11 protein-coding genes are annotated in these 10,828 nt (G+C 38.9%); 9 read left to right on the top strand and 2 right to left on the bottom strand.

The annotated features are described in order from the left end of the window. Positions 1–24 precede the first annotated feature (24 nt). The 3 genes from V7L12_RS30640 to V7L12_RS30630 are packed head-to-tail and all read left to right on the top strand — an operon-like array spanning position 25 to position 1,863. Positions 25–555: a hypothetical protein gene (locus V7L12_RS30640; RefSeq protein ID WP_335090164.1), complete on the top strand. Its 531-nt coding sequence runs from the start codon at positions 25–27 to the stop codon at positions 553–555. 54 nt (positions 556–609) lie between these two features. Continuing rightward, positions 610–939: a DUF190 domain-containing protein gene (locus tag V7L12_RS30635; RefSeq protein ID WP_335090163.1), complete on the top strand. Its 330-nt coding sequence runs from the start codon at positions 610–612 to the stop codon at positions 937–939. A gap of 9 nt (positions 940–948) precedes the next feature. Further along, positions 949–1,863, top strand: coding sequence for a cation diffusion facilitator family transporter (locus tag V7L12_RS30630; protein ID WP_335090161.1), 915 nt, complete (start codon positions 949–951; stop codon positions 1,861–1,863). A 152-nt stretch (positions 1,864–2,015) separates the two neighbouring features. On the opposite strand, the gene V7L12_RS30625 is transcribed toward V7L12_RS30630, so the two are convergent. Together V7L12_RS30625 and V7L12_RS30620 are read right to left on the bottom strand one after the other, a co-directional pair. Then, positions 2,016–3,305 carry an NAD(P)/FAD-dependent oxidoreductase gene (locus V7L12_RS30625; protein WP_335090160.1) on the bottom strand — a complete coding sequence of 430 codons (1,290 nt, stop codon included), beginning with the start codon at positions 3,303–3,305 and terminating at the stop codon, positions 2,016–2,018. A 50-nt stretch (positions 3,306–3,355) separates the two neighbouring features. Continuing rightward, complete coding sequence (locus tag V7L12_RS30620; RefSeq protein ID WP_335090158.1) at positions 3,356–4,126, bottom strand: MBL fold metallo-hydrolase; 771 nt, start codon at positions 4,124–4,126, stop codon at positions 3,356–3,358. Between the two features lie 896 nt (positions 4,127–5,022). On the opposite strand from V7L12_RS30620, the gene V7L12_RS30615 reads away from it, so the two are divergent. The 6 genes from V7L12_RS30615 (at position 5,023) to rppB (ending at position 10,687) form a co-directional block, all read left to right on the top strand. Beyond that, a complete protein-coding gene (locus V7L12_RS30615) occupies positions 5,023–5,838 on the top strand; it encodes a CemA family protein (protein WP_335090156.1) in 816 nt (271 codons plus the stop codon). 126 nt (positions 5,839–5,964) lie between these two features. Then, complete coding sequence (locus tag V7L12_RS30610; RefSeq protein WP_335090154.1) at positions 5,965–6,429, top strand: hypothetical protein; 465 nt, start codon at positions 5,965–5,967, stop codon at positions 6,427–6,429. A 364-nt stretch (positions 6,430–6,793) separates the two neighbouring features. Then, positions 6,794–7,282 carry a DUF2808 domain-containing protein gene (locus V7L12_RS30605; RefSeq protein WP_335090153.1) on the top strand — a complete coding sequence of 163 codons (489 nt, stop codon included), beginning with the start codon at positions 6,794–6,796 and terminating at the stop codon, positions 7,280–7,282. 235 nt (positions 7,283–7,517) lie between these two features. Beyond that, positions 7,518–8,000 (top strand): DUF2808 domain-containing protein, encoded by a 483-nt coding sequence (locus V7L12_RS30600; RefSeq protein ID WP_335090151.1) that lies wholly within the window; start codon positions 7,518–7,520, stop codon positions 7,998–8,000. A 532-nt stretch (positions 8,001–8,532) separates the two neighbouring features. Beyond that, entirely contained in the window at positions 8,533–9,285 is a 753-nt protein-coding gene (gene rppA, locus V7L12_RS30595) for a two-component system response regulator RppA (RefSeq protein ID WP_335090150.1), read from the top strand. Beyond that, positions 9,272–10,687 (top strand): two-component system sensor histidine kinase RppB, encoded by a 1,416-nt coding sequence (rppB, locus tag V7L12_RS30590; RefSeq protein WP_335090148.1) that lies wholly within the window; start codon positions 9,272–9,274, stop codon positions 10,685–10,687. Before rppA ends, rppB begins: the two co-directional genes overlap by 14 nt. The last annotated feature ends 141 nt before the right edge of the window (positions 10,688–10,828 follow it).

Below are 10,828 nucleotides of genomic sequence, written 5' to 3'. Positions count from 1 at the left end.
CAAAACATCAAGAAGTTTGAATTAATGAAATTTCTGAAGACCAGTTTAGTAATTGTTAGCAGTGTAGGATTAATTTTTTTGGGTGCTTGTAATGGTGGGAATCAAGCTGCTAACTCGGAAAGTGCTACCAAGACTGCAACTACAGAAACAGCTGCTAAAACTGAACCCGTTTCTAAAACTGGGGAAGCGCATAATGAAAACGACGGTCATGCTCATGATAAAAAAGGCGATCAATCTAATAATGGAGAGCATAAGGGTCAAGTTATAGAGTCGGGCAAATATCATTTAGAGTTCAAACCAAATATAGAAAAAGATTCTACCCATTTAGATGTGAGCGTACACGGCGAGCAGGACAAAGCAATTACTGATGCCAAGCTCACGGCTCAAGTTCAGCTACCAGATGGCAGTAACAAAACCCTACAAGTTCCTTATAATACTGAGGAAAAGCAATACACAGCAAAGCTACCTGCAACTGCAACGGGAGAGTATAAAGTTGTTATTCAAACGGATGTAAAAGGTGAAAAATTTAATGGTCGCTTTGCCTTTAAACGATAATCCGAGCAAATAAATAATTAGCGATAATAGCGATACCAGTATAGGAAACGCTATATGACAACATGGAAACAATTAACAATTTATGTTAGCGAGTTGGATTGTTGGGAACATCAACCCCTTCATCAAGTTATGCTTGGAATGGCTCGCAGACAAGGATTAACAGGGGTAACGGTAGTGCGGGCAATTTCTGGATATGGCAAACATGGCGTTTTTCGTACTTTAAATGAGCTAGACTCGTCTACTGAGTCATCTGCATTACCGCTTCTCGTTACGGTTATTGATAGTGAAACTGCAATAACCGAATTTTTTTCCTTGGTCAAACATATGCTTAAAGACAAGTTTGTTACTTGTCAAACTATAGAAGTTTTCTCCGCCGGAGAGTGAAAAACAGTCATGTCTCATAATCATAGTCACGGACACGATCGCGGTGGCAGTAATTACAACCGCGCCTTTGTTATCAGTGTTGCCCTAAACACTGGTTTTGTCGTCATTGAGGCAACCTATGGCATTGTTGCTAACTCCCTTGCCTTGATTGCCGATGCGGGTCACAATTTGAGTGATGTTTTGGGTTTACTACTTGCTTGGGGCGCAAGCATCCTCGTCCGTCGTCGCCCGACATCACGTCGCACCTACGGGCTGCGTCGCACCTCAATTTTGGCTGCGCTTTTAAACGCCGCTTTTCTCCTAGTTGTTTCTGGCGGTATCGGCTGGGAAGCAATTCAACGGTTTCGTGAACCTGCTCCGGTAGCAGGAGGAATAGTAATTACAGTAGCAGCTATAGGAGTTTTCATTAATACAGTAAGTGCTTTGATGTTCTTGTCGGGGCGTAAAAGTGACTTAAACATCAGAGGCGCATTCTTACATCTAGTTGCAGATGCTGCGGTATCTGTAGGGGTTGTACTAGCTGGTATTGCAATTATTGCTACAGGCTGGCTGTGGTTTGATCCAGCGGTGAGTTTGATTGTTACTGTGGTGATTGTAGTTGGCACTTGGGGACTTTTGCAGGAATCCTTGAATTTGATTACAGATGCTGTACCAGCAGGAATAGAACCTTTAGCTGTCCGTACTTATCTAACCGAACTCCCTGGCGTGGCTCAAGTTCATGACCTACATATTTGGGCAATGAGTACCACAGAAACAGCACTCACTGTTCACCTTGTCATCCCAGCAGGTTATCCCGGTGATACTTTTTTAGCACGGGTAGTGCGTGAGCTTCACGATAATTTCAGCATTGAACACCCAACTATTCAGGTGGAGACAGGCGATCCGAGTTATCAATGTCCTTTCGCTCCTGATAACCTAATTTAAGTCAATGAACAAGCAGACAGCGAAGATTTCTACGTCGCTCTTTGCTAATCGCTATTGCTTCCACAAGCAGCGATGTCTGAACGCGGTAGCCTTAGCGCCTGATCTGCCTGTACTTTCAGTTCCAATCGAACAAGGCTAATTATCTGAGAGATTCAAGAGCTAATTCCTAACATCTTTCCTTCAAAAGGTTTACCCCTCAACATTCTATTCCAGTAAATATAGGGGAAACCATATTTTTTTAACAACCACATACTGTACCGTTCTCTAGTTGGATCAACTGGAAATGTAGGGCTGGGCTTGTTGTCATAATTGAATTCGGCAAGTACTACTTTGCCATATCCTGTAATTAATGGACAGCAAGTATAGCCATCGTATTTTTTATTGAGATTTTTTGAGTTCATCAAAGCCAGTAAGTTATCAACAACGACTGGGGCTTGTTTTCTCACAGCTGCTGCTGTTTTTGATGTTGGCAGAGAAGCGGCGTCGCCCAGACTAAAAACGTTAGGGTAAATATTGTGCTGTAGAGTGTATTTGTTAACATTAACCCAGCCTTGACCAGCTCCATCTGATACAGCTAATTTGCTCTGTTTTATAAAGTCTGGTGCGCTCATAGGTGGCGTGACATGGAGCAGATCGTATTTGATAGCTATTTCTTCAACACCAGAGTCTGTTGATACATCAAAAATTGCTGTTTTGGTATCAGCTTTGATTTCTTTAAGATTATGTTTGTATCTCACATCCATCTGTTTACGCTCTGCTACAGAAAGCAGTGTTTTTGCGAATTCTTTCACACTGAAAATCACCCCCATAGCTGTGCAATACATGACTTTTGAGTGACGGCGTACCCCTTGTTTGCTGAAGGCATCATCAGCCAAATACATAATTTTCAGTGGCGCTCCTCCACATTTAACCGGAGTGCTAGGGTAAGTAAATATAGCATTACCACCTTTGAAGTTCTTGATGACTTCCCAGGTGTAAGGGGCGTATTGATAAGCATAATTACTGCAAACGCCATCTTGCCCAATTGCTTCTTTCAGCCCTTTAATTAAATGCCAATCAATTTGAATACCTGGAGCTAAAATTAGATATTCATAGGAAATACGCTTTCCCTCCTGAGTAATAACTGTATTGTTGTCTGGGTCTAACTTAGCTACATAGTCTTTGAGCCAAGTAGCACCATCAGGGATGTAATCTTTTTCGTCCCTGACTGTATCCTCAACTTTGTAAACACCGCCGCCAACTAGTGTCCATGCTGGTTGGTAGTAGTGCTTGTCTCTTGGTTCAATAATGGCAACATCAAGCTGCTTATTTTTTTTCAGCAGTTGGGCGGCGACTGTGATCCCTGCGGCTCCACCCCCGACGACTACAATTTGATGTTGCACACTCAATGTATCACTTGGAATGGCTGATTCGCGTTCTACTGGCTTAATTAGCGCAGACATAATACTTTTCTCTCACTTAGAAGCTACAAACGAAATATTGAGTCAACGGTTTAACCAAGGGAACCTACGTTACCGCAACGTTTGTTAGCAGGAACGGCTTCCATCATTTTTTTGGGTTTCGGTAGATCCAAGTTGGTCATAAGCTCAATGAAGCTAGCGCGATCGCGGAGCATCTGTGTTGGGCGTAACCGTGCCGCAGGCTCACGAGATTCGCGTTCTACAAATCGCGGATTCCATCGCCTCTCTTCGCCAATTGTAGATACTATATGACCTTGATAATCGTGACCAGGATATACAAGGGTTTCGTCTGGTAATGTAAATAGCCGTTGTGTCACCGAGTCATATAAAGTTCCTGCATCACCGCTTTGAAAATCTGTCCGCCCACAACCTCGAATGAATAAAGCATCTCCTGTGAGAACGCGAAGCTCCTTTGGAGCCGCTTCGTTAATGCCATTGACTAGGTAAGCCATATGGCTATCAGTATGACCAGGGGTGGCGATCGCCTGGATGGTAATGCTTCCTATGTGCAATATTTCTCCATCTCGAATAAACTGATTAGCGCAGTCTGCCTGAGCATTTTCTGGCAGTACCCCCAGGCAAAAAGTCAATGAGCGCAGTTGTGCAGTTCCTGTGATATGGTCTGCGTGGATATGGGTTTCCAGACAATACCGGAGTGTGAAGCCAAGCTCTTGGAGAAGATGGTGGTCACGTTCAACTTGTTCCAAAACTGGATCGACCAGAATTGCTTCTTGTGTATTGAGGTCAGCAATTAGGTAAGTATAAGTACAAGATTCGCGGTCGAATAATTGCCGAAAAAACATCTATAGCTCTCCTAATACACTAATCAATGCAATTGACTCCGAATGAATTCTGTTGTGGTGGAGATATTAGTACAGTTAAATTCAACTGCTTTCCCACCCAGCAAGCTGTTCTTTATGGACTAGACCAGCACTTTATCTAAATTGCTCTCGCCTGTAGTGGAAGCTTGAGTGAAACTAGGGATAATATCGCCTAATCGCAGAAACATAACACAAATCTTGTGGTGTAAAGACAAACGTTCAGCCTGTTGCTAAATAGTCATAGTAAGTGCATTGTTATACTCTTTTATCTACGTCCAAGTTTGGGTTCATTCACTTGGTTTAAAAACCTGGGAGCCTATGCATCGCTTAACTGATAAAAGACTAGAGACGCTATTAGACCTATCGCTTCAAAAACGTCGTTGACCATTGACAGACGAAAACGTAACGCATTGAGATTAGTTAGGTATAAGGTGTCAGAGAATCCCTAAAATATTTTGAATTTAGGATTTACAGCTTGAAAGGTGGCAGTTTGTTGATGTTTCTTTTCTCTTTAATATATTAACATATCAGTCACAGATGAACTGAGTTTTTTCAACAATAAAATATGAGTCCTATCTATCAGAATTTATTTATATGTAAAATCATTGAGAATGATTATAATAATTTTTGGTTTTATACTCCTAATTTTAAAGTTTAATCCGGCTTTTTGTTTATATCGTGTTTAGTTAGCTCAAAGAGTCTAATTTTTTATTAGTAAATTTTTAATGCTCAATGATTTATTTCATCCTAATTTCATCTTGATTATATATAGTAACTTTTAGGAGCTTATCTCTTGGCTTTACTCCAGACTATTCTCAGGCTTTTTAGTTCAGCCACACCGGTAATACTACTAGCCTGACTTTATCGAACAAATGAGAATGAAACCTAATCCAAAATCTCAAAAACCTAGCTTTGTTCCTCGGTCGATACTACAAACTCTAGAAAAGCTAAAACAAGCACTAGAGCCAAATGCAGAGCATAAAGTTGTTGAAGAGTTTCGCGCTTCTCGTCACAGAACAATTAGTTCGCTCCGTTATTTGTTAATTCTATTTATTGTTCCATTATTAGTGAATAATCTCTTTAAAACATTTGTAATTCAACCCTTAATTTATAAATACTGGAGCCAAGAAGCATCGGAAATTTTCTTAAATTCTTCTCAGGAAGAAAGAGCCTTAACTGAATTTAAAAAATTTGAGCGAAAAATTAAATTTGAAGTACTGCTGGGAAAAGCTCCAGAACTTTCTTCAAATATTGTAGAACAGAAGGTCAAAGATAAGGCTATGGCGTTATCCCGAAAATACAAAACTGAAAGTATTGATGCAGTTGCTAACGTATTTGCAGATATACTTTCATTATTGTCATTTATTATATTATGTGTCTTTGGTAAGCAGCAGCTTACCACTATTCAATTTTTTAGTGCCGACTTAATTTATGGCTTAAGCGACTCTGCGAAAGCTTTTTTCATTATTCTTGCTACTGATATCTTTGTCGGCTATCACTCTACCTATGGTTGGGAAATAATTTTAGAAAACACCTCAAAGCATTTTGGTCTTCCAGAAAACAAAAGTCTGATTTTACTATTCATTGCTACTGTCCCAGTTGTCATGGATACAATTTTCAAATATTGGATTTTTCGCTATGTCAACCGCAGTTCTCCTTCAGCCGTAGCTACCTACCATAGCATGAACGAATAATTTTCCCAAACCAGCCAAAATTTCATCTTGATTTCATCGTGACCTGTCAAACTCATAATGTAAAGGTTCGTTCAATAAGCAAAAATATGTAGCTTATTTTACATAAAATTTACTTAAAAATTCCAGATGAAGAAAACATTGATTTACACAGGTACAGTGTTTGCTCTTGCCACTACAGCTTTCATTTCTTTTAGTCATGCAAGTGCTAAAGAGACTAACATTGAGAATAACTTGCAATATCCAACTAATAGTTGGCGGCTTGTCAAACATACTTTTCGATTAAACATCCTCCAAAAGAACAACGCTCTTTCTCAACTTATTATTGAAACTCCATCTACTGTAGCAGTGAGTGATGACATTGATGTCTTTGATCCGAATGGTCAAAAAATTAATACTAATATTTCTGTCAATGGCAAACAGATTATTATAGATTTCCCTGAAAAGGTTATTTCTAACACTAAACTCTTAGTTAGTTTTAATCAAGTTCAACAACCAGTGACAGGCCCAGCTTCTGTATACCACTTTTCAGTTAAGGTTGTTGGTAGTGAAATAGAGATTCCCGTTGGTATAGCTCAATTCCCTACATTTTAATCCTTAAATTTTGACATTCATCATAAATTTCATCTTGATTTCATTTAGACCTGCCAAACTTATCAATAAAGGTAGTATACCTTTTTGACTTCAAACGATAAACAATTTAACGGTAATATTTCTAACTTCCTTTAATTAACGTGTAACCGTAGACTGACTTTTCATGGAAATTTTTGAAAATGTTGGTATTACGAGGTGTAAGAGTATAACAACTTCAAACCTTTACACCTAATCTTACTTTTCACAATGTGAAAAGTAAGAAACGTAGAAGGTAGTTAATTTTAGTTTTACCAGATTGTTCCGTATTGATTTATCACAGGTTCATTTTGATTTGTTGACATTAGTGATTAAGTGAGGAGAAAACATGAAGAAAGTGCTAGTTTACGTTGCTATATCTACTCTGGCTGCTGCACTTTTAATTCCTGCCAACTATGCAAGTGCCAATGAAGAAGATGGTAATGTTCCTCATGTTGATGGTAACTATCAATTTCCTCAGACTCGCTGGTCGCGTGTTAGACATACTTTGCGAGTACACGTTCCCAAAAATAGCAAGAGTGTTTCGCAGTTAAAAATTGAAGTTCCAAATACTATCAGGTGGAGTGATAATACTAATGATGTTGTTATAAACGAAGATAATGGCAGAAAAATTAACACTAATGTTTCTGTAGATGGGAAAACTATATTACTAGCTTTTGCTGAACCAATTGTTCCTAATACTAAGCTAAAGATTGATATCAAGAATGTCAAACAACCATTTCTTGGTAATGGCCCTGTCTACCGTTTATCTGCTAATCTTGTTGGCATTAATGCAGAAATACCTATAGGTGTAGCTAGATTTCGTGTAAATTTTTAAACTTAGCACGATTCAATAAATAAAGCCTCTGACATTTAACTTGTCTGTAAGTTAAATGTCAGAGGCTTTTTGGGATTTTTAAACCCAATTGTCAAATATTATTAATCATTGATGATTAATAACTATATTTTAAATTTTACTTAACATAACAATATTTCACTTCTATTTCATCAATACCTTCCACAATTATAGATATAGAGGTAATTAACTGATTAACAAAACAAGGAGAATATTGATGAAAAAGCTGATTTACACTGTTGCCTTTACCTTAGTTCTCGCATCTTCAGTTCCTTCAGTTTCTACTGCTTGGGCGAAAAATCCAAATGATGCTAAATTTTCCCATTTAGGAAATAGTACTGCTGTTCCTAATAATGCCCGTACCCTAAATGCTACTCATAAGTTTGATGTTCATGTCCAAGGTAAAGCACTTTCAGAATTGGCGATTGATTTACCAGAGGGGGTAAGTATTGATAAAGGAATTGAAGTCGAAAATAAATTAGGTCAAAAAATTCCGACAACGGTTTCCATTAACAACAGAAAAGCTACAGTAGCTTTTTCGGAACCAGTAGCCCCTGGTACAAGCATATCAATTCGTATGAAAGGAGTTAATACTCCAGGTTATGAGCAAACTTGGCATTATCCAGTATCTGTCAAAAAGGTTGATATGAAAGAAGAAATTCCACTTGGTTTAGCCCGGATTCAGACTTACGGTGGCTAGGCTATACCTCAGTTGCTTAGGAAACGCTATAGCTATTCTCATTTGGAAAAATCTTAGCTCGCCTGCGGGTGGGCTTTTATATAGAAAAACGAGCAATGTATTGAGATTTATAATTGATATGAATAAGATTATTTTGTCTATAATGACATATCAAAAACAAGGCTTATTTTTTAATAACTGAAAAAAGTCTAAATCATAGCTTTTGATTGATGTATTTTAGTTGGGCTTAAGTGCAATTAGAGATTTTATGAGCTGACTTAATATTTCATCTTGATTTCATCATTACCTGTCAGAATAAAAAATAACTCAGTAGACGTATTGCAATTAGTTAGATTTGTTAACTTCTCTAACTGAGTATCACTCACACCAATTGAGCAATCATATCTACTGAGTTTTTATACTACCAAAGCCGTAGCATCTCTTTATGATCTTAGATAGCTTGCTTGTATATATTATTTAATAACTCAGAATTTCATCCTAATTTCATAAACTTCTGTCAATCTGTTTGTAAGGGATAACCCTGTTATTAACTATGCTGATTTCACAAAACTGCCACGAACCTCTAACTTTTCAATTTGATATGCGTGTGTTGCTGGTCGAAGATGAGTCAGATTTGGGTGCTGCTATTAAGCGAACGCTGAAGCAGCAAAAATATTTAGTTGACTGGGTAATGGATGGTAATGAAGCATGGGCATATTTAGAAAATAGTTCGGCACAATATACAGTGGCGATTTTAGATTGGATGCTCCCAGGATTTACTGGTTTGGAATTGTGTAAAAAGCTGCGTTTAAAAGGAAGTTGTTTGCCTGTCTTGATGCTCACAGCTAGAGATAGCATGGAAGATAAAGTTGCTGGCTTAGATGCAGGTGCTGATGATTACTTGGTGAAGCCTTTTGGAATGGCAGAATTACTGGCAAGGTTGCGGGCATTGCAGCGGCGTTATCCCCACTTACAACCTCAACAACTAACCGTTGGTAACTTTACTTTAGATTACAGCAATAGTACAGTTGTCGGTCAAAACACGACAGGGGAAAAACAGGAAATTTCTTTAACTAATAAAGAATTCCAACTGGTGGAATATTTGATGAAGCACCCCAATCAAATTGTTACCACGGAACAGATTCGCAATCAGCTTTGGGAAGTGAGTGCAGAACCTGCTAGCAATGTGGTGGCGGCGCAAGTACGTTTGTTGCGTCGCAAATTAGTCTGCTTCGACTGCGCTAACCCGATTGAAACTTTGCACGGTATGGGATATCGTCTTAATGTGATTAATGAATCAAAATAAACTGTTTCGAGGAACTCGTGTTCGTTTAGCTCTGTGGTATGCCCTCGTCATGGGTTCAATTTTAAGCGTTTGTGCTTTCGGTGTCTACAGAGCTGTTTTCCATGCCCATGTGGTAGCCTTAGACAGTGAAATTGAGTCTGTAGCCGGAACACTCCATGACAGTATTGAATTTAAGCTCAGGCAACCTGGGAGTTTGGAACCTGTTGTACAGCAGCTATTCCCAAATATAAATATATGTAGAGTTGGATCTGGCTGTACTCAACAGCAGTCAGATACTAAACGCCATTTTCTTGGTGTAGTTAATAAAGATCACTACTATGTGCGTTTTTTTGATATTTCAGGACGCTTGATTGCTACTACTGGCAATTATCCAGAAGGACTGTCTACTGTCTTCAGGAATGAAAAATGGTTATTTCTCAAAGACAGCAAAGGCAATGATTATCACCAAAATTCTTTAATGCTACACACCCAAGATCATCGGGATTGGGGCTATATGCAAGTGGGGCGAAGTCTTGAAGAATTTAATCGTTATCTGGATAGTGTGAAATTAAGTTTAGGTTTGGGATTGCCGATCGCAATGGGTATGGTTGCAGTTGCTAGTTGGTGGCTATCAGGATTAGCCATGCAGCCAATTTATCAATCTTATCGACAAATTCAACAGTTTACAGCAGATGCAGCACACGAATTGCGAACGCCTTTAGCTGCAACAGGCGCAACGGTGGAATCAGCGCTTTTAATGTCGCAACTGGATGAAGAAGAAACGCGGGACATTCTGCGAACTATTCACCGTCAGAATCAGCGACTTATTACTTTGGTTGTAGATTTATTATTATTGGCTCGTTTAGATAGGCAACAGCTGCCAGTACAACTAGAACAATGTTGTCTAAATGATATTGTCAGCGATTTAGTCGAGGAATTTGAAGCGATGGCAATCGCGGCAGGTGTAATGCTGCAATCTAGCATCAAGGTAAATAAGCCAGTAAATATTGTCGGTGATAGTGACCAGCTTTATCGTTTGGTTTCTAATTTAATTGTCAATGCAATTCAGTATACACCCAAAGGAGGGGAGGTTACTGTTTGCCTGGGTTGTAGTGACCATCATGCTGTGATTCGGGTTCATGATACGGGTATTGGTATCCCAGAGAAGGAACTGACTCGAATTTACGATCGCTTTTATCGGGTGAATAGCGATCGCTCTCGTAGCACTGGCGGTTCTGGATTAGGATTGGCGATCGCCTCTGCAATTGTTCTGGCACACCACGGTAGTTTGAATGTGCAAAGTGAATTAGGTAAAGGTAGTACTTTTACCATCGAACTACCGTTTAATGTTATCCACCTAAATAGTGATCGCTCTTTTTCGCCATTTAAATGGCTGTTTCGCCGCTTACGTCAATCTAAATGAAAGATTTCGTATTTAACCTATATGTTTTCTATTTTTTGTTACTACCACTAGAGCGTAGTCATTTTTTGCTGTGTGGTGTGAATTATAGGCTATTTATAAAGTAAATCTAAAAGCGAGGAGAAAGGAGTTAAAGCAAAGGTA

The organism is Nostoc sp., assembly GCF_036918245.1.
Lineage (GTDB): Bacteria > Cyanobacteriota > Cyanobacteriia > Cyanobacteriales > Nostocaceae > Nostoc.
The sequence above is the reverse complement of the archived record's forward strand: the minus strand, read 5'-3'. Positions and strand labels throughout refer to the sequence as shown.

Coding starts and splice junctions, on each gene's coding strand:
- V7L12_RS30640 (WP_335090164.1), top strand. CDS start 25: ATGAAATTTCTGAAGACCAGTTTAGTAATTGTTAGCAGTGTAGGATTA.
- V7L12_RS30635 (WP_335090163.1), top strand. CDS start 610: ATGACAACATGGAAACAATTAACAATTTATGTTAGCGAGTTGGATTGT.
- V7L12_RS30630 (WP_335090161.1), top strand. CDS start 949: ATGTCTCATAATCATAGTCACGGACACGATCGCGGTGGCAGTAATTAC.
- V7L12_RS30625 (WP_335090160.1), bottom strand. CDS start 3,305: ATGTCTGCGCTAATTAAGCCAGTAGAACGCGAATCAGCCATTCCAAGT.
- V7L12_RS30620 (WP_335090158.1), bottom strand. CDS start 4,126: ATGTTTTTTCGGCAATTATTCGACCGCGAATCTTGTACTTATACTTAC.
- V7L12_RS30615 (WP_335090156.1), top strand. CDS start 5,023: ATGAAACCTAATCCAAAATCTCAAAAACCTAGCTTTGTTCCTCGGTCG.
- V7L12_RS30610 (WP_335090154.1), top strand. CDS start 5,965: ATGAAGAAAACATTGATTTACACAGGTACAGTGTTTGCTCTTGCCACT.
- V7L12_RS30605 (WP_335090153.1), top strand. CDS start 6,794: ATGAAGAAAGTGCTAGTTTACGTTGCTATATCTACTCTGGCTGCTGCA.
- V7L12_RS30600 (WP_335090151.1), top strand. CDS start 7,518: ATGAAAAAGCTGATTTACACTGTTGCCTTTACCTTAGTTCTCGCATCT.
- rppA (WP_335090150.1), top strand. CDS start 8,533: ATGCTGATTTCACAAAACTGCCACGAACCTCTAACTTTTCAATTTGAT.
- rppB (WP_335090148.1), top strand. CDS start 9,272: ATGAATCAAAATAAACTGTTTCGAGGAACTCGTGTTCGTTTAGCTCTG.